The following is an 18,832-nucleotide window of genomic DNA, read 5'->3' on the forward strand; positions in this document are numbered from 1 at the left end:
CGATCCGGCGAGGTGCATCATGGGCGTGCGGGCAGAATTTCGGGAGTATCGACGGGCATTTCGACGGCCGCTGATGACTGCCCACGGAGTCTGGAGCGAGCGGCGGGGAATTTTGGTGAAGCTGACGGATGCAGGGGGCAGGACGGGGTACGGCGAGATTGCGCCCCTGCCTTGGTTTGGTAGCGAAACGCTGGAGGCGGCGATCGCCCTCTGCCAGTCGCTTCCCGAATTCCTCGATCTGGCGGGATATCCGGGGCGATCGCCCCCACGCTGCCTGCCTGCCAGTTTGGGCTAGAATCTGCTTGGGATTCGCTGATGCAGCATGACCTCGGAAAGTCTGACCCGCCCGACTGGGAGCCGTCCGACCTCAGCGCCCTATTGCCTGCGGGGAACAGGGCAATTTCTGTCTGGAAGCCGCTTTGGGACATGGGACACCGCACCTTTAAGCAGAAAATCGGTGTGAGCGAGTTGACCGCAGAACTGACAGAATTCAAGGCGCTAATTGGGCAGCTTCCGCCCAATGCAAGGCTGCGGCTGGATGCCAACGGCGGGCTGGATTGGGACACAGCCTGCCGCTGGTTGGAGCAATGCGCGGCCCATCCCCAGGTAGAATTTTTGGAGCAGCCCCTCGCGCCGTCCCAGTTTGACGCGATGCTGAAGCTGGCCGAGCGCTTTCCCACGCTTCTGGCGCTGGATGAGTCTGTCGCTACGCTGGCCCATCTGCACACCTGCTGGCAGCACGGCTGGCGCGGCGTGGTGGTGATCAAAGCGGCGATCGCCGGATTTCCCAGCCAGCTTCGCGCCTTCTGTCAGCAGCGCCCGGTCGATGTCGTCTGGTCGTCTGCGCTGGAAACTGCCGTGGCCCGCCGCTATATCCAGGCGCATCTGGTGCAACTAGAGAATTGGGGGAACCGACCCAATCGCGCCCTGGGCTATGGCGTTGCCCACTGGTTTTGCGACCCTGCGTTTGAGCAAGATTCCGCCGCCGCCCTATGGCAAACCCTGACTGCCTCCGCGATATCTTAGCCGACTGCCTGCATCGAACCTGGCTAGTTGGCCTCGATCCTGCCGCCTTTGCCCAGCAGGTTCAGTCCCGACAGGCGGCGATTCGCGAAGCGATCTCTACGGGAATCACCCCAGCGCTGCGGAGCCACATCGCCCACCCCCTAGCTCCGTGGGAAACGCGCCCCCTGGCAACGCTGCTGATTGCCGAACCCGACCCGCTGAACTTTCTGGCCAGCCTTTGTGCGGCCATTTTGTCGGACTGCCTAGAGGGATGGGCGATCGCCCTTGGCAACCCCGCCTGGGGCGTGCAGGAATGGGATCAACTCCAGCACCACCTGTCCCCTTTGGTCATTCTTACCCCCACCGCTCCCTATCCCGTGCTTCCTCTTGATCCGGTACAGGCTCCGGCTCTCCTTGCTTCTGCGGGTGAGGGAAGAACGAAGAACGAAGAACGAAAAGGGAGGGCAGCACAGCCTCCAGATCTCCTCATTCCTACAGGCGGCTCCTCTGGCCAGCTTCGCTTTACTCACCATACGGGAGACACGCTTCTTGCCGCTGTCCAGGGCTTTCGCCAGTTTTTTCAGCCAAAACTCGCCAGCGGGCCGGTGAACTGCTGCTGTGTGCTGCCGCTGTATCACGTCAGCGGGCTGATGCAGGCGTTGCGGAGCGCGGTGTCGGGTGGGCAACTGGCGCTGCATTCCTTCAAGGCGCTGGAGGCGGGAGACTTTCCGGCGATCGCCCCCGAATGCTTTTTCCTCTCCCTTGTGCCCACCCAACTCCAGCGATTGCTTGACTTGCCAGGGGGGGCAGACTGGCTGCGCCAATTTCACACAATCCTGCTGGGCGGTGCGCCGGCCTGGGATGACCTGCTCATCCAAGCGCGACAGCAGGGCCTCCGCCTCGCCCCCACCTACGGCATGACCGAAACTGCCTCGCAAATTGCCACCCAGCGGCCAGCGGAATTTCTGGCGGGGGAAACGGGCTGTGGGCGGGTGCTGCCCCACGCGCTGGTGGACATTGTGGACACAGCCGGAACGCCGCTGCCTGCCGGAGAAGTGGGGCGAATTCAAATTCGGGCGGCTTCGCTGGCGCGGGGCTATTGGGGAGCGTCGGATTTTGGCGGCCAGTTTGTGACCGATGATCTGGGCTGGCTGGATGGGGCAGGACGGCTGCACATTGCTGGCCGCAGCAGCGACAAGATTATCACGGGCGGCGAAAACGTGTTTCCCGCCGAAGTAGAGGCGGCGATTCGGGCGACGGGGCTGGTGCAGGATGTGGCGGTGGTGGGGGTGGGCGATCGCCACTGGGGGGAAGTGGTGACGGCGCTCTACGTTCCCGCCAATTCCCAGGTTTCCCCAACACGGCTGGAAGCTGCGCTGCAAGACAAGCTCAGCCGCTTCAAACAGCCCAAATGCTGGGTTGCCACCGACCACATTCCCCGCAGCGCCCAGGGCAAGCTCAATCGTCGCCAGCTTGCGGAATGGTTGCAAACCGCCCAGCCGCCAGTCGGCGATGGGGGCTGCCCAAAAGACCTGCCCTCTCCTGAAACTGCGCGAAATGCGTAAGTCCTGTTAAAGTTTTGGATGACGACAATCGTGCCTCAGTCCACCGAGGCATACACTTTGAGACACGGGAGGAACGTCCATGAGCGGACGGCTGCTGCTGGTCGATGATGAACCTGGATTGCGCCAGGCTGTGCAGGCGTATCTAGAAGACAGCGGCTTTGTTGTAGAAGTCGCCAGCAACGCCCGCGAAGGCTGGGAAAAGGTTCAGCAGCTTTTACCCGATCTGGTCATTTCCGACATCATGATGCCCCAGGTCGATGGCTATCAGTTTCTTAAGCAACTCCGGGAAGATCCCCGCTTCGAGACGCTGCCCGTTGTGTTTTTGACGGCGCGAGGCATGACCTCCGACCGAATTCAGGGCTACAACGCGGGCTGCGATGCCTACTTGCCCAAGCCGTTTGACCCAGAAGAACTGGTGGCTATCGTATCTAGCCTGCTGGAGCGTCGATCGGCGATCGCCCGTGCGGGTGGCGACGACGAAAAGACCGACCTGGCCGACATCAAAGAGCAAATCGCCCAACTGCGGGCCCTGCTCTCCCAAAAAGGGACAATCGCCCAAACCCCCGCCCCGATTCACCTTGACTTTACGCCCCGCGAGCAGAGCGTGCTGGAACTGGTCGCCGAAGGGCTGATGAACAAAGAAATTGCCCGCCGCCTCGACACCAGTGTCCGCAATGTGGAGAAATACGTCAGCCGATTGTTTAGCAAAACGGGCACCAATAGCCGCACGGAGCTCGTGCGCTATGCCCTGGAGCATGGTTTGACGAAGTGAACAATGCGGAGCTTAGGGGAATTTGCCGAATCAAAGATTGCGAAGTATTACTTTTCTTTAATTTAGCGACATCTTTCGTTTCACTCCTCAAGAGACTGTTATCTTCATTCTCTAATGATGTAATGGAGAAAACACCCATGCAGACTTCTAAGCACCTGGGACAGTCCCTTGGATTTATGCTGCTTTTGGCGATCGCCTGTGCAGGCATGGTAGGGCTAATGACATCCCAGGTCGGCGCTATGCCCTAGCGTCGATGCCCGTGTTTCCTGAGAAGGGGTGTTTCTATTTGTAACCTAGTGCTTGTAACGCTAGTTCCAGATGTATTCCTGGACGGCAGTAGGCTCACGGATCTCTGGCGGATTGGTGTACAGCCATGCACTTGCAATGCACTCGCAATGCACTTGCAATGTACTCGCAATTTACGTACCAGCATTGTGCGTACTCGCAATGTACTGAGCAAATCGAGAATGCATTCCTACGCATGGCGATCGCCCCGCCCAGAGGTCTTTTTTTGCCATTTTCTCGAACCGCTCGAACCGCTCGAACAGAATGGGCCCAACCCGCCCTAGAGCCGCTGCAACAGGTCTAGCCCGTGGGTGTCGGTGCCGCAGGTGTGCAGCAGACCCAGGCGATCGCCCAGTTGCCTCACTTCCTCGGTTTGGCGGGGGCTGGGCTGCCAAGGCAAGGGGTTGTTGTAGGCATAGTAGGTTTCAATGCCGTCAATGCCCAGGTCGGCAGCGGCGGGAATCAACTCTTGGGGCGATCGCTTATATCGCGCCGGGTGCGCCAGCACCGCCAGCCCGCCTGCCCGGTGAACCGCAGCAATGACCCGCCCGGCCTGTCGCGCTTCCCCTTCGACCGACTGCCCCTGCTGATAAACGTGCAAGTCTGGATGCGCCGGGTCAAAGGCATAGCAGAGAATATGCACTTCGTCAGCCAACAGTTCCGCGGTCACCTCCATGCCCGCCCACAAGCGGGGCAGGGGCTTAGACGCAGGGTTCTCTCCCTCGTCCACCCACTCTGGCTGGAGATTGCTCAGCCACTGCTGCGCCCGAAAATAGCCGCCCGTGGAATGGTGATCCGTAATTGCCAAGTCTGAAAGTCCAATGGCGATCGCCTGCTCCATAAGCTGCTCCGGCTGGAGTTTGCCATCTGAGCAAACTGTGTGCATGTGAAAGTTGTAAAACCGGGGACAGCTTTCGGCTGTAATCGTTTGAAACACCTGCCGCAGTGATGCAGCATCCTGTGCCCCTGAGGACTGAGCATTCACCCCTGGGGTGAGACTAACCGCCATAGTCTACGCTTCATGATGTTTTACATCCGCAATTCTAGGGTTTCTGGAAACTTATTGCCAACCAAGAGGGGCGATCGCCAGGGCAAACGCACATTAAAAATTAGAAGGATGGAAACGCTAGGGTCGGGGAGCTATTGCTTCGCAGGGCTGCCGCCAACGCTTGATTTTGTGGCGATCAGTTGGATTCCTAGGTGATCGGCCAGCGCTCTGCCGCCTTGGTTCATCACGGCATTGTGGTTCCATTCTAGGATCGGCCTGGCCAGGCGGGCTGCCCAATTCATCCAGCGCCCAGAAGTGCGAACTGTCCAGCTATAGCGCACCTGACAGCCTTCTGGAATGGGCGATAGTTCCCATAGTCCGCGCCCCTCTACGTCCCCTTTGGCGATCGCCTCCATCAGCATTGGAGCCTCTAGGCGCACGAGCTGCGTATTAAACGCGAGTGTATAACCAAGGGGCATTTTCCAAACAAAGCGGCTGATGTGTCCGATGCCAGTTGGGTCACCGGCCTCTAGTTCTTCGACGGATTGCACCGCCTGCCACCAGGTTGGCCAGTCCTGCGTTTGGGTAATCGCATTCCACACGGACTCGATTGGCGCAGCAAACTGCCACAGCGTTACAAAATGGTATTCGGCCATGGGTTTACGGTAGGAGACAGGACGCTTGGGATGGGAGCAAACCGTTTTGCATCATGCTATTTGCTCCCTGCCTGTTTAATCTTACGGTGACCCTTAAACCAGTGGATGTCTTGGGGATGGTTGCCGTGGGTGAGCTTATGTACTAATACGGGCGATCGCGCTAGGATGGACAAGCGTTGCAAATCGTTCTCAGCAGATTCTCTGAATCGCTCCGGTGAACCAGCCGTGCGCCCGTCCAGGAGCGGTAGAATGTTAAGAATGGTTTCGCCAGTGGTTTCGCCTGCCAGCCCCAGCCCCTATGCCTCAACGTGCCGACACTGCCAAGCGCCGGAAAAAAGTCGATTCTTCGGGCGAGTCTGCAAATGGGCACGCTCCGGTTTCCCAAGACCTGTCTGATACAACCCGGCTGGCGGAAATCGCCCAGCCCGGATCTCCAGCGAATCCCCAAAACACGATTCGGATTCGCGGCGCTCGTCAGCATAATCTGAAGAACGTGGATCTGGATTTGCCGCGCGATCGCCTGATCGTGTTTACGGGCGTGTCGGGGTCGGGCAAGTCGTCACTGGCCTTTGACACAATCTTTGCCGAGGGGCAGCGCCGCTATGTGGAGTCCCTCAGCGCCTACGCCCGCCAGTTTCTCGGCCAGGTAGACAAACCCGATGTAGACGCGATCGAGGGCCTCAGCCCCGCCATCTCCATCGACCAAAAATCGACTTCCCACAACCCGCGCTCCACCGTCGGCACGGTCACCGAAATTTACGACTATCTGCGGCTGCTCTACGGTCGAGCCGGGGAGCCGCATTGCCCCCAGTGCGATCGCTCTATCGCACCGCAGACGATCGACCAGATGGTGGATCAGGTGATGACCCTGCCCGATCGCACCAAGTTTCAGATTCTTGCGCCCGTGGTGCGCGGCAAAAAAGGGACGCACAAGAAGCTGATATCGGGGCTGGCGGCAGAGGGCTTTGTGCGGGTTCGCATCGATGGCGAGGTGCGCGAACTGAGCGACAACATCGAACTCGACAAAAACCAGTTCCACAACATCGAAATCGTCGTCGATCGCCTGATCAAGAAAGACGGCATTCAGGAACGCTTGGTAGACTCGCTCTCGACCTGTCTCAAACGGTCGGAGGGCATCGCCATCATCGACGCGACGCTGCCGGAAGTGGATAACGTGGTGCAGTTTCCCACCAATCCTGACCTGCAACTGCCCGTGCTGCCGGGGATGGCGGCGGAGCCTGCGGGCCGCTATGGTGTGGATTCGGAGCAAGACGCACCCAAAAATCAGCTAGAGCTGCTGTTTTCCGAAAACTTCGCCTGTCCTGAACATGGCGCGGTGATGGAGGAACTGTCGCCCCGCCTGTTTTCCTTCAACTCGCCCTACGGAGCCTGCCCCCACTGCCACGGACTGGGGTCGCTGCGGACTTTCTCGGCAGAACTGGTCGTCCCTGACCCCAGCCTGCCGGTGTATGCGGCGATCGCCCCCTGGTCGGAGCGAGACAACACCTACTACTTCTCGCTGCTCTACAGCGTCGGGCAGGCCTTTGGCTTTGAAATCCAGACCCCCTGGGAAAAGCTGACCCCCGACCAGCAGCACGTCATTCTGCACGGCAGCGATGAGAAGATCTACATCGAGTCGGACTCGCGCTATCGAGACACCAAGGGCTATTACCGCAAGTATGAGGGCGTGCTGCCTATGCTCGATCGCCAGTATCGAGAGTCCACATCGGAGCAGTTCAAGCAAAAGCTGGAGCAATACCTGATCGACCAGCCCTGCGAAGTGTGTGGGGGCGATCGCCTCAAGCCCGAAGCTCTGGCCGTCCGCCTGGGGCAATATCGCCTGAAAGACCTGGTCAGCGTCTCGATTCGCGAATGCCTGAATCGGGTCAACCAGATGCAGCTTTCGCCTCGGCAGGCGCAAATCGGCGACCTGGCGCTGAAGGAGATTCGGGCGCGGCTGCAATTTTTGCTGGACGTGGGGCTGGACTATCTGACGCTCGATCGCACGGCCATGACCCTTTCTGGCGGCGAGGCGCAGCGGATTCGCCTGGCCACACAGATCGGCTCTGGCCTGACGGGCGTGCTGTATGTGCTGGACGAACCCAGCATCGGGCTACACCAGCGCGACAACGATCGCCTCTTGCACACGCTCACCCGCCTGCGCGACCTGGGCAACACGCTGATCGTGGTGGAACACGACGAAGACACCATCCGCGCTGCTGATTACCTGGTGGACATTGGCCCTGGCGCAGGCGTTCACGGCGGCAACATCGTGGCCCAAGGCTCGTTGCAAAACCTGCTGGAGGCAGAGGATTCGCTGACGGGCGCGTATCTGTCGGGGCGGCGGGTGATTCAAACGCCCGCGGAGCGTCGCAAGGGCAATAGCCGCAGCCTCAAGATCCGCAATGCCCGCCGCAATAATCTAAAAAACCTGGATGTCGATATTCCGCTCGGAAAATTCGTCTGCGTCACGGGCGTATCAGGTTCTGGCAAATCGACGCTGATCAACGAACTGCTGTATCCGGCGCTGCAACACCACTTTGGGCGCAAGGTGCCCCAGCCCAAGGAAATGGCGGAAATACAGGGACTTGCCGCCCTCGACAAGGCGATCGTTATCGACCAGTCGCCTATCGGCCGCACGCCGCGATCGAACCCCGCCACCTATACGGGCGTATTTGATGTGATTCGCGATCTGTTTGCCGAAACGATTGAGGCCAAGGCGCGGGGCTACAAAGCGGGGCAGTTTTCCTTTAACGTCAAGGGCGGCCGCTGCGAGGCCTGCGGCGGGCAGGGCGTGAACGTGATTGAGATGAACTTTTTGCCGGATGTGTACGTGCAGTGCGAGGTGTGCAAAGGGGCCCGCTATAACCGCGAGACGCTGCAAGTAAAGTACAAGGGCAAGTCGATTTCCGACGTGCTAAACATGACGGCGGAAGAGGCGCTGGAGTATTTCGAGAATATTCCCAAAGCGTCGGCTAAGCTGCAAACGATGGTGGACGTGGGGCTGGGCTATGTGCGGCTGGGGCAGACCGCGCCGACGCTCTCTGGCGGTGAGGCGCAGCGGCTGAAGCTGGCGACGGAACTCTCGCGCCGCGCCACGGGCAAGACGCTATACCTGATTGACGAACCGACTACCGGCTTGTCATTCTACGATGTTCACAAGCTGCTGGACGTGCTGCAACGCCTGACGGACATGGGCAACACAGTGCTGGTCATCGAACACAACCTGGACGTGATCCGCTGCTGCGACTGGGTGATTGACCTGGGCCCAGAGGGGGGCGATCGCGGTGGTCAGATTATTGCGGTGGGCACACCGGAACAGGTTGCTGAGGTTCCAGAATCCTACACGGGACAATATCTGAAAAAAGTGTTGGCCCAGCATCCCCCTGTGAAGTAAGCGCCCTGGTGAGCATTGTAGTGTAATTGCCGGATATCTTACTTTTCAGATTTCTTACTTTTCGGTCGCAATAATGTGCAGATCGATGTGCTGCTGATGGATGCGCTTCATCAGCTTTTGAGTAAAGGAGCCTTTGATCAGACGTTTCCAGGCGGGCTGCTGGCTTTCGCCGATGACGATTTGGGTGATGTGATACTCGTCGGCAACCTGGGCGATCGCCTGCGGGACGTTTTGTTTATCAATTCGTAGAAACGTACCTTCAAATTCGCGGCACAAATTTTCACAGGTTTCGATATGCAGAGACTCTTCGCGGGTCAAAAAGCGATCGGGGTCTGCCACAAACACCACGTAAAGCGGCGCATTCATATAGTTTGCAATTCTTGCCCCTCGACGCAGCAGTTGCACCGAGTTTGGATAGGTCGAAACACAGACCAACACTCGCTCGTGGATATTGCAGGACTGACCATTTAACTCGCCATTGTTGGCTTCTTCCTCTACGGTGTCGGCCACTTCTCGCAGCGCCAGTTCTCGCAGCGCGATTAGGTTGCGCCGCTGAAAGAAATTTGCCAGCGATTGCTGAATCTTTTCCTGCTCGTAAATCTTGCCGTCACGAAGTCGCGCTTCCAAAGTTTCTGGCGTAACATCGATCAGCACAACGGCATCTGCTTCATCCAGCAGGCGATCGGGAATGCGCTCCCGCACCACCACACCCGTAATCCGAGCAATGATGTCGTTTAGGCTTTCAAGATGCTGAATATTGACAGTGGAATAGACATCAATACCAGCGTCTAGAATCTGTTCGACATCCTGGTAGCGCTTGTCGTGGGGCAAGCCAGGAACATTGGTATGCGCCAGTTCATCAATCAGGACGAGCTGGGGCGATCGCCCTAAAATCCCGTCTGTGTCCATTTCCTCCAGAACAGTGCCCTCATGGGACACGCGCAGCCGAGGAATAATCTCTAATCCTTTTGCGCGTTCTGCGGTATCTCGTCGTCCGTGGGTTTCCAGGATGCCAATCACCACATCGACGCCCTCAGCCTTGAGCTGATGCGCTTCCTCCAGCATCTTGTAGGTTTTGCCGACACCGGGAGCCATGCCGATGAAAATTTTATGCTTCCCCCGCTTGCCGCCAGGATTGCCATATAGCCCGTCCGACGGCAAAGAAGAGTCGCTCTTTGGGTTATACATGATGGGGTTGGGAGGTCAGGTCTACAGCGCATCCAGCGCCAGATTCAGTTTCAGGACGTTTACACCCGGTTCGCCAAAAATGCCCAGAAATCGACCGTCTATGTGCTGCGCGATGAGGGGTTCTAGCTGGCTTGCGTCCACGTTGCGAGCGGCAGCGACCCGTTGAATCTGAGCCTGGGCCGATTCTAGACTAATGTGCGGGTCAAGGCTGGAGCCAGAGGTGTAGACCAGATCGGCTGTTGGGGGAATCCCTGACCGTCTGAGCCGATCCACGTCGCCCTGGATGCGCTCTAGCAACGCGGGATTGCTGGGGGCGAGGTTGCTGGCTCCAGAAACGCCTGTTTGCAAGACTGCTGCCGTGGCCTCGTCGTTGGGGTCGCCCGTGCTGTAAGTGGTCGTGCTGGGGCGGCTCCAAAAGTAGCGATCGCCCTCAAACGGTTGCCCGATGAGCGCAGAGCCGACGGGTGTGCCCTGAGCATTGGTAAGCAGGCTGCCGTTTGCCTGGAACGGAAATACGACTTGCCCGACAGCAATCATTGTGAACGGATAAAGGATGGCGGTGAGGAGCCAAAGTGTCAGGGTTGTGCGAACAGCGCGAAGAAATTCACGAGTCATTTTTTGGAATAAATAAGAAACGTTTGCTTGATACGCTTGAGAGCCTTACAGCACAGTCTCGGAAATCAGCTGGAAGATAGCTTATGGTGTTCTGGTTCCCATCAAAACTTTTCGGGCTGGAACATCACGGCGAACAGATAAATCGACAGTGCAGCAATCACTAGACCCAGCAGGGCGATCGCATAAGATTGTCCCCGCGTCAGCGTATCGCCTGTAGCTGCCATAACGGCAGGTGCAAGCAACAGACCAGCGGTTAACAGCAAAAATAGAGATGTTGGAGTGAGACGAAGCATAGTTTCAGCGTCATAAGTGGGCAAAAACAAAACCGATCAGCTGACCGAAAACGAAACAGCCACTACGCCAGACCCGTAGCAGAGATGAGCAGATCGATTACCTTGATTGCAGCAAACGGAGCCACCACACCGCCCAATCCGTAGATCAGGATATTGCGACGCAGCAGTTGATCTGCCGTGAGGGGGCGAAACTGGACACCTTTTAGCGCCAGAGGAATCAGCGCCGGGATGATCAGCGCGTTGTAAATCAAAGCAGACAGCACAGCCGACTGCGGGCTAGAAAGCCCCATAACGTTGAGCCTGCCGATGCCGATGGCAGCAAAGAGGGCGGGAATGATTGCAAAATACTTAGCCACATCGTTTGCAATCGAAAAGGTGGTGAGTGCGCCACGGGTAATAAGCAACTGCTTGCCAATCGTCACAATGTCGATCAGCTTGGTGGGGTCAGAATCCAGGTCTACCATGTTGGCGGCTTCCTTAGCGGCTTGCGTGCCAGAGTTCATCGCCACACCGACGTTTGCCTGGGCCAAAGCCGGTGCGTCGTTGGTTCCGTCTCCCGTCATTGCTACCAGTTTTCCTTGGGCTTGCTCGGCGCGAATTACGTCGATTTTGTCTTCAGGCGTGGCTTCGGCGATGAAGTCATCCACGCCTGCCTCAGCCGCAATCACCGATGCCGTAATCCGGTTATCACCTGTGAGCATGATCGTGCGAATTCCCATCCGCCGCAGTTGATCAAAGCGTTCTCGAATCCCGGTTTTAATAATGTCTTTGAGATAGATCACGCCCATCACGTCGCTATCCTGACAGACGGCCAGCGGCGTTCCGCCCAGCCGCGAGACTCGTTCATAGGCAGCATCTAGATCGGCTTGAGTCTGCCCACCGCGCGATCGCACGAATCCTTTGATTGCCTCGACTGCGCCTTTGCGGATCTCGGTGCCATCGGGCAAGTTGGTGCCACTCATGCGGGTACGAGCAGAGAACTCAATCCCTTCAGCGCGATCGCGCTGGAAATTGACCCGTGCGCCCAGATCTTCTGCCAACCGCACAATTGACTTGCCCTCTGGCGTTTCGTCGAACACGCTGGCCGCCAGCGCCACTTCGGCAACCTCCGATAGCGTGTGGCCATTCACCGGGATGAATTCCTCTGCCAGACGGTTCCCCAAAGTAATTGTGCCCGTCTTGTCCAGCACCAGCGTATTTACGTCGCCGCAGGCTTCTACTGCGCGTCCAGAAGTGGCAATCACGTTGAACTGTGCCACCCGATCCATCCCAGCGATGCCGATGGCGCTGAGCAGCCCGCCGATGGTGGTGGGAATCAGCGCCACCAGCAGCGCAATCAACATGGCAATGCTGACCGGAGCCTGCACGTATCGGGCGATCGGGGGAAGCGTGGCAATCGCCACCAAAAACACCTGAGTTAACACGGCCAGCAGCACTGTCAGCGCAATTTCGTTGGGGGTTTTGCTGCGTTCTGCCCCTTCCACCAGCGCAATCATCCGGTCAATAAAGCCTTTACCCGGATCGGCCGTGACGCGAATCAGCAGCTCGTCGGAAATAATCCGCGTGCCACCCGTAACGGAACTGGCGATGTCCGTCCCTGGTTGCTTCAGCACGGGAGCCGATTCGCCCGTGATGGCCGACTCATCCACCGACGCGATGCCGCCAATCACCTCGCCATCCGCCGGAATTACGTCGCCCGCCACCACGCGAATCTGGTCGCCCCGCTGGAGCCGAGTGGAGCTTACTTCTTCGACAGAACCATCAGATAAGATACGATGGGCGATCGCATCAGTTTTAGTTGCCCGCAGCGCATCTGCCTGCGCCTTGCCGCGTCCCTCGGCCACTGCTTCGGCAAAGTTGGCAAACCAGACTGTGAAAAATAAGATTAGCGTGATCAGCCCGTTAAAGAATCGCTGATTTTCGCCCGGCACAGTGCCAAATAGACCAGGGTTGAGGGTGAGCAGCGCCGTGATAATCGTGCCGATCCACACTACAAACATCACCGGATTGCGAATCATCACACGCGGATTGAGCTTTACAAACGCCTGCTGAATCGCCCGCGAATAGAGTCCGCTCATTTCAGCTTTGGGCGTGTGCTTCCGCTGTTCTCGAAGCTTTGTAGAGAATGCCATGTAGTAGGGGTTAGGGGTTAGGTTGAATTACTATGCGCCTGATGCAATCTGAAAAGCTTCTGCGACTGGCCCCAGCGCTAAGACAGGAAAGAAAGTCAGTGCGCCAAGAATCAGGATCACGCCCGCAGTGACGCTAGTAAAGAGAACGGTATCGGTTCGCAGCGTGCCTGCGGTTTCGGGAACGGTTTGTTTGCGAGAAAGCCCATCTGCCAGCAGCAACAGTGACACAATCGGCACGTAGCGACCCAGCAGCAAACTGATGCTGGCGCTCAGGTTCCACCACAATGTGTTGTCGCCCAGTCCCTCAAAGCCAGACCCATTATTTGCAGCCGCTGAGGCATACTCGTAGATCACCTGAGACACGCCGTGAAACCCAGAGTTGCTAATGCCAGAGAGTGTGTCTGGGAACGCTAGCGTGATGGCTGCGGGAAGCAAAATGGCAAAGGGATGCACTAGTAAAATGACGCTGGCAAGCACAATCTCTTGCTTCTCGATTTTGCGTCCCAGAAATTCTGGCGTGCGTCCCACCATTAACCCGGTGAGGAACACAGCCAGGATCAGGTAAACAAACAGATAGGCGGTTCCTGTTCCCTGTCCGCCCCAGACAATTTGCAGGAACATGTTGAACAATGTAGAAAAGCCGCCCGCAGGCATTAGTGAATCGTGCATTCCGTTCACTGCACCGCACATGGTGCCTGTGGTCATAACTGCCCAGAGCGCAGTTTGTGCCCAACCAAAGCGCACTTCCTTACCTTCCAGATTTGGGGCGACGCTGCCAAGTATCCCATTGACGGCTGGATTGCCGTGATATTCGCCGACCGCAGTCAGGATAATTAACCCGACGAAAATGGCAAACACCATCCAGAAAATGAGCCATGCCTGTTTGAGGTTGTGGGCAAAGGCTCCATAAGTGAAGATAAGAGCAGTGGGAATGCTCATCATCAAGAGCATTTCTAGCAAGTTCGTAAACCCGTTGGGGTTTTCAAACGGATGGGCAGAGTTGATGCCAAAGAAGCCGCCGCCATTTTCGCCTAGCTCTTTGATGGCTTCAAAGTGAGCCACGGGGCCGCGGGCGATCGCCTGCTGCGCCCCGTCCAGCGTTGTGACCACTGCCGGGCCTGCCAGCGTTTCTGGAACCCCAGCCAGCAAGAGCAGCAGCCCGCCGACCACAGAAATGGGTAACAAGATGCGAGTAATCGACCGGATCAAGTCTGCATAGAAATTGCCCAGGGGCCGCCCGGTTAGCCCGCGAATGAAGGCGATCGCCACCGCCAGCCCTGTCGCCGCCGAGGTAAACATGAGAAATCCCAGCGCCCAAACCTGGCTGGCGTAGCTGAAGGTGGTTTCGCCAGAGTAATGCTGCTGGTTGGTATTGGTGACGAAGGAAATCGCCGTGTGCAGCGCCAGATCCCAGGGGGGTGCGCCCAGTCCTGTTGGATTAAGCGGCAGTGCCCCTTGCAGCATCAAAATCAAAAACACCCAGATGCCCCATTGCCAGATTTGCTCCACAGCACTGCGCGGGGCATATTGCCAGCCCCGTCATGTCTGCTCGCTTGCGGAGGCCGCTGAGCCGATAAACGAGGTTCTCAACAGGATGCATTACCGGGTCGAGCCGTGACGGATGGTAGGTATACACCCGCGCCATATAGGCCCCAAAGAACGGGGCGATCGCCACCATCAGGGCGAGGGTTAGCGCGATTTGAAAAACACCTTGTAACATGAACTCGCCTATTCCTTGAAGCGTGACTTCGGCTTATCTTAGTGTGTGACGAAACCTGGTCTCAAACCATTCCACAGGCGGTATAAGTTTCTGTTTGGAAGTTGCAGCAGAGTTACAAACTGTTTAGACGGATCTATACCTCATGATATAGCCGAGATAGAGAACGCCTGCGTGCTTTGGAACAGGCAAGGCAAAATAGGAAAGATTCAGAATGAGATTGTGGTGAATGCCAAAGTCAGATATCGCACAGCGTGACCGGGATTTGTCGATTCGGGGCTTAATCATTGGGCTATTTGCGATCGCCCTGGTGCTGGAGTACATTACGCCGCCAGAGTTTGTCTTTGGCTATTTCTACATTGGCGGGATTTTGCTGGCTAGCGCCCGCCTCAGCCGTCGAGAACTGGGCTGGGTGACGGCTACGGCGATCGCGCTAACCCTTTCAAATGTGTGGATTCCCCATGAACAGCCCTGGTCGCTCACGATTTTTCTGAATCGTATGATTGCAACGCTGGCGCTGGGAATCACGGGCTGGCTCAGTGATCGCATTCGGCGGAGTGAAGAGGCGATCGCCCGACAGCAGGCCCAGTTTCAGGCGCAGGCGCAGCTTGCGAAACTGCGAGAAGACCTGGCCGCCACGCTGACGCACGACCTGAGAACGCCGCTGCTAGGGGCGATCGAAACCCTCAGCGGGCTAGAGCAAGAATATTTCGGCCCGGTGTCGCCCGCGCAGCAAAAGATTTTATCTACGATGAAGCGGAGCCACCAAACCAGCCTTAGACTGGTGGAAACGCTACTGGATATCTATCGCAACGACGCAGAAGGCTTGTCGCTGCAACTGGCTCCGGTGGATCTGACCGCACTGACCGAAATGGTGGCAGGCGAACTCAGCGGACTAGCCGCCAGCCGCCAGGTCTATCTGGCGATTCGCCACAGCGAGTCCGATTTTCGGCGATCGCTCTGGGTGAATGGCGATGCCTTTCAGCTACAGCGTGTGCTGACAAACCTGCTGAGCAATGCGGTGAACCATTCTCGCCGGGGCGATCGCGTGGAAATCTTGCTGGAATCTCAGTCCGACTCTCATGTAATCAAAGTCCTGGACAGTGGCGCAGGGCTGCGCCTGGAGGAGTTGCCCCATTTGTTTGAGCGGTTCTTTCAGGGACAGAGCGATCGCCAATCTAAGGGTGCTGGGCTGGGACTTTACCTCTCTCGCCAGATCATCACCGCGCACGGCGGTACAATTTGGGCAGAGAACCTTAACCCTACAGGCGCTCTGTTTGCCTTTCGGCTGCCCGCCTACCCAATGCCTGCTGCAATATCATAACCGAGTATACATAACCGAGTATGACCAAGCCGCTACGTCTCTTGCTCGTAGAAGACGATGAGCTGTTTCGCTTAGGGTTGCAGGTTCGGATGCAGCAAGAGGCGGGCATCGAAATCGTGGCAGAGGCAGAGGATGGCGAAACGGCGATCGCCCTGGTCTCGCGCCAGTTGCCCGATGTGGTGCTGCTGGATATCGGACTACCCGGCATCGGCGGACTGGAAACCTGCCGCCAGCTCAAGCAAGTTGCCCCAACCCTGCCCATCCTGGTGCTGACTTCCCAATCTCAAAAAACTCTGATTCCGCAAATCATCGAAGCGGGCGCACAGGGCTATTGTCTCAAAGGCATTGGAGCCGAAACGCTAGTGCTGGCTCTGCGCTCGGTGGCGGCGGGTGCATCTTGGTGGGATGCCGCTGCGACAGAGGAAATTCGCACTGCGCTCGATCACCGCGCCACGCCTCCTGCTGCTGTGCCGTCTGTGCCCGCTTCCAATCCAACTCAGCTATTGGCAGCTTCACTGACCCAGCGCGAATTAGAGATTCTCACGCTTATGTCTAGCGGCAAAAATAACCAGGAAATCGCCGCTGCGCTTCATATCACACCTGGAACCGTGCGCGTGCATGTTCATTCCATCCTGCAAAAGCTGGACGTGCGCGATCGCACTCAAGCCGTATTAGCCGCGATTCAACAACACCTGGTCTGAGGCAAAGTCGCGGGTACAAGTTGGGTTCCGTTACTCTTTGGTTCCGTTACTCTACAAACCTCAGCACCTTGACCTGGGGTTCTGGAAGTTCGGCATACTGCGTCGCCTTTTGCTCAATTTTGGAAAGCTGCCCCAGGGCAAGGCTACAGGGCATTCCATATTTGGCCTGGACGCGATCGCTGGCAATGTGCAACGCGGTGCGCGATCGCTCCAAAAAGTCTGCCAAAGGATAAACCTGATCTGGGGTAAAGTAGTCCTTAATGACCAGCGACGGCGAATAGCAAAGCTCCTGGGAGCCGTCTGGCCACTCGATTTGAAAGCGAAGCTCAGGCATTTGAAGAAAGTCAGGGGCGGAAAATTAGAGATCTAAAAATTAGAGATCTAAAGGCTGGACTGAAGCTGCCGAACGAGCAAGCCAGATGGGCATCTAGTAGCAGTCTTGTCATACACATATCGCATTCACCCAGCTCTATCTGTATCACAAGGTTCAGGGCGTGAATGACCTCCCTAGCATTGTGAGGTGCTGTCGGGCCCGGCTGTGATGCACCACTCCGCAGGACTTTGATGCATTGCGCTGGCGCGAATCCCTCCGACAGGATTGGCTTCAGTTCCCCCGAATCCACTCCGTTACGCCGCCAGGTTTGTCGATGAGCGTGATGCCCAGGGCGTTTAGCTCGTCTCGAATGCGATCGCCCTCGGCCCAGTTTTTAGCCCGCTTTGCCTCAGCCCGCTGCTGCACCAGCGCTTCGATTTCTGCATCACTGAGTCCATCGGGTGCTGGTGCTGCGTCTGGCGAAACGGCCAGCCCCAGCACCTCTGCCAGCGCCACCAACGTTTGCCACTGGGCTTGCAGCGCAGCCGGGTCTGCCAGGGTTTTGCCGTCGTGGGTGAGGCGGTTGCCCTCTTTTTGCAACTCTTTGGCCAGTTCAAACAGCACCGACAGCGCCACAGGCGTATTCAGGTCGTCGTCCATTGCCGCCTGAAAGCGTTGCACTGCGTCACTTTCAGCAGAAATGTTGAGCGTCGCTGGATCGTCAAGCGCTGCACCATTCTCAGCCGCAAAGCCCAGCGCTGCACCGTGCTTATAGCCAAACCGCAGCCCTTCCGTCAGCGTGTCCCAGGCATTTTGAGCAGAGGCGATCGCCTCTTCGGTAAAGTCAATCGGCTTGCGATACTGCGCTTGCAGCACAAACAGCCGCAGCACCATTGGGTCAAAGCCGCTCTCCAACATCTGGCGAATCGTGGTGAAATTGCCCAGCGACTTCGACATTTTTTCGCCGCTAATATTCACAAAGCCGTTGTGCAGCCAAAAGCGCGACAGCGGCTTCGCCAGCGCCGCCTCCGACTGGGCGATTTCGTTTTCATGGTGCGGAAAGATCAGGTCTTGCCCGCCCGTGTGGATGTCGATGCTGTCGCCCAGTTCCTCGCGCACCATCACCGAGCATTCGATATGCCAGCCGGGTCGTCCCTTGCCCCAGGGCGAGTCCCACTCCGGCTCACCGGGCTTTGCCGCCTTCCATAGCGCAAAATCCAGGGGATGGTGCTTTTTCACCGACTCTTCATCTACCCGGCCGCTGGCTCCGGCTTCCATCTGGTCTAGCTTGCGGCCAGACAGCTTGCCATAACTGGGAAACTTCTCCACCGCGTAATACACGTCGCCGCCCGACTCGTAGGCATAGCCCCGGTCGATCAACGTCTGGATGAACTGCACGATTTGCGGCACGACTTCCGTTGCCTTGGGATACACGTCAGCGCGACGAATATTCAGCCGATCCATGTCGTCCAGATAGGCCTGGATGTAGGTTTCGGTAATCACGTTCCAGGGAACATTTTCCTGGTGCGATCGCCGGATAATCTTGTCATCAATGTCGGTGAAATTTTGCACATATTTCACCGCATAGCCGCGCCACAGCAGATAGCGCCGCAGCGTGTCCCAGGCAATATAGTTCCGCGCATGACCCACATGCGAATAGTCGTATACCGTCACGCCGCAGGCATACATCTTAACCACGCCCGGTTCCAGCGGCTCGAACGGCTCGACACGTCGCGTCAGGGTGTTAAATAAACGGAGAGGCATGGAAGGCTTGATCGCAGGACATCTCAACCATCAAATTGTATTGCAGATAGAGCCGTGCCGTAGAAAACAGCCGCAGGGATAAAACCTATGCGCTTGAGCCAAACCCTGAGAACCTGC

The 18,832-nt window shown here is 57.4% G+C and carries 17 protein-coding genes; 7 read left to right on the forward strand and 10 right to left on the reverse strand.

Going from position 1 to position 18,832, the window contains the following annotated elements:
- The first annotated feature begins 19 nt into the window (after nt 1-19).
- From O77CONTIG1_RS25400 to O77CONTIG1_RS06570, 4 genes are all read left to right on the forward strand, one after another.
- Nucleotides 20-295 (forward strand): hypothetical protein, encoded by a 276-nt coding sequence (locus tag O77CONTIG1_RS25400; protein ID WP_068509063.1) that lies wholly within the window; start codon nt 20-22, stop codon nt 293-295.
- 20 nt (nt 296-315) lie between these two features.
- Complete coding sequence (gene menC / locus O77CONTIG1_RS23360) at nt 316-1,026, forward strand: o-succinylbenzoate synthase (protein ID WP_286132575.1); 711 nt, start codon at nt 316-318, stop codon at nt 1,024-1,026.
- Nucleotides 993-2,570: an AMP-binding protein gene (locus O77CONTIG1_RS06565; RefSeq protein ID WP_068509067.1), complete on the forward strand. Its 1,578-nt coding sequence runs from the start codon at nt 993-995 to the stop codon at nt 2,568-2,570. The genes menC and O77CONTIG1_RS06565 overlap by 34 nt, the downstream gene beginning before the upstream one ends.
- A gap of 79 nt (nt 2,571-2,649) precedes the next feature.
- Nucleotides 2,650-3,342, forward strand: a complete 693-nt coding sequence (locus O77CONTIG1_RS06570) for a response regulator transcription factor (RefSeq protein WP_068509070.1) — start codon at nt 2,650-2,652, stop codon at nt 3,340-3,342.
- A 565-nt stretch (nt 3,343-3,907) separates the two neighbouring features.
- Here O77CONTIG1_RS06570 and O77CONTIG1_RS06580 read toward each other — a convergent pair.
- Together O77CONTIG1_RS06580 and O77CONTIG1_RS06585 are read right to left on the reverse strand one after the other, a co-directional pair.
- Nucleotides 3,908-4,636 carry a PHP domain-containing protein gene (locus O77CONTIG1_RS06580; RefSeq protein WP_068509073.1) on the reverse strand — a complete coding sequence of 243 codons (729 nt, stop codon included), beginning with the start codon at nt 4,634-4,636 and terminating at the stop codon, nt 3,908-3,910.
- Between the two features lie 131 nt (nt 4,637-4,767).
- Nucleotides 4,768-5,271 carry an SRPBCC family protein gene (locus tag O77CONTIG1_RS06585; protein ID WP_068509075.1) on the reverse strand — a complete coding sequence of 168 codons (504 nt, stop codon included), beginning with the start codon at nt 5,269-5,271 and terminating at the stop codon, nt 4,768-4,770.
- A 298-nt stretch (nt 5,272-5,569) separates the two neighbouring features.
- Here O77CONTIG1_RS06585 and uvrA point away from each other — a divergent pair, with 298 nt between their 5' ends.
- Nucleotides 5,570-8,668 carry an excinuclease ABC subunit UvrA gene (uvrA, locus tag O77CONTIG1_RS06590; protein ID WP_068509077.1) on the forward strand — a complete coding sequence of 1,033 codons (3,099 nt, stop codon included), beginning with the start codon at nt 5,570-5,572 and terminating at the stop codon, nt 8,666-8,668.
- A gap of 54 nt (nt 8,669-8,722) precedes the next feature.
- Here the strand turns inward: uvrA and O77CONTIG1_RS06595 are convergent, their stop codons facing one another.
- The 6 genes from O77CONTIG1_RS06595 to O77CONTIG1_RS27785 form a co-directional block, all read right to left on the reverse strand.
- Entirely contained in the window at nt 8,723-9,856 is a 1,134-nt protein-coding gene (locus tag O77CONTIG1_RS06595) for a universal stress protein (protein WP_068509079.1), read from the reverse strand.
- Between the two features lie 21 nt (nt 9,857-9,877).
- Nucleotides 9,878-10,471 (reverse strand): K(+)-transporting ATPase subunit C, encoded by a 594-nt coding sequence (gene kdpC / locus O77CONTIG1_RS06600; RefSeq protein WP_068509081.1) that lies wholly within the window; start codon nt 10,469-10,471, stop codon nt 9,878-9,880.
- Between the two features lie 101 nt (nt 10,472-10,572).
- Nucleotides 10,573-10,695 carry a K(+)-transporting ATPase subunit F gene (kdpF, locus tag O77CONTIG1_RS26020; protein WP_225894703.1) on the reverse strand — a complete coding sequence of 41 codons (123 nt, stop codon included), beginning with the start codon at nt 10,693-10,695 and terminating at the stop codon, nt 10,573-10,575.
- Between the two features lie 131 nt (nt 10,696-10,826).
- Nucleotides 10,827-12,842 carry a potassium-transporting ATPase subunit KdpB gene (gene kdpB, locus O77CONTIG1_RS06610; protein WP_410503502.1) on the reverse strand — a complete coding sequence of 672 codons (2,016 nt, stop codon included), beginning with the start codon at nt 12,840-12,842 and terminating at the stop codon, nt 10,827-10,829.
- Nucleotides 12,843-12,926: 84 nt separating this feature from the next.
- The gene (kdpA, locus tag O77CONTIG1_RS06615) at nt 12,927-14,405 is read right to left on the reverse strand and encodes a potassium-transporting ATPase subunit KdpA (protein WP_286132577.1); all 1,479 of its coding nucleotides are present in this window, start codon (nt 14,403-14,405) and stop codon (nt 12,927-12,929) included.
- Nucleotides 14,335-14,616, reverse strand: coding sequence for a potassium-transporting ATPase subunit KdpA (locus O77CONTIG1_RS27785; RefSeq protein ID WP_286132578.1), 282 nt, complete (start codon nt 14,614-14,616; stop codon nt 14,335-14,337). The genes kdpA and O77CONTIG1_RS27785 overlap by 71 nt, the downstream gene beginning before the upstream one ends.
- A 226-nt stretch (nt 14,617-14,842) precedes the next feature.
- Here O77CONTIG1_RS27785 and O77CONTIG1_RS06620 point away from each other — a divergent pair, with 226 nt between their 5' ends.
- Together O77CONTIG1_RS06620 and O77CONTIG1_RS06625 are read left to right on the forward strand one after the other, a co-directional pair.
- A complete protein-coding gene (locus O77CONTIG1_RS06620) occupies nt 14,843-15,937 on the forward strand; it encodes a sensor histidine kinase (protein WP_068509087.1) in 1,095 nt (364 codons plus the stop codon).
- Between the two features lie 20 nt (nt 15,938-15,957).
- Nucleotides 15,958-16,638, forward strand: a complete 681-nt coding sequence (locus O77CONTIG1_RS06625; protein WP_068509089.1) for a response regulator — start codon at nt 15,958-15,960, stop codon at nt 16,636-16,638.
- Nucleotides 16,639-16,684: 46 nt separating this feature from the next.
- On the opposite strand, the gene O77CONTIG1_RS06630 is transcribed toward O77CONTIG1_RS06625, so the two are convergent.
- Both O77CONTIG1_RS06630 and cysS read right to left on the reverse strand, forming a co-directional pair.
- On the reverse strand, nt 16,685-16,972 hold the full coding sequence (locus tag O77CONTIG1_RS06630) for an MSMEG_0570 family nitrogen starvation response protein (protein ID WP_068509091.1): 288 nt from the start codon (nt 16,970-16,972) through the stop codon (nt 16,685-16,687).
- Between the two features lie 270 nt (nt 16,973-17,242).
- Complete coding sequence (cysS, locus tag O77CONTIG1_RS06635) at nt 17,243-18,715, reverse strand: cysteine--tRNA ligase (protein WP_068509099.1); 1,473 nt, start codon at nt 18,713-18,715, stop codon at nt 17,243-17,245.
- Nucleotides 18,716-18,832: the final 117 nt, after the last annotated feature.

Source organism: Leptolyngbya sp. O-77, assembly GCF_001548395.1.
Classification (GTDB): Bacteria; Cyanobacteriota; Cyanobacteriia; order Elainellales; family Elainellaceae; genus Thermoleptolyngbya.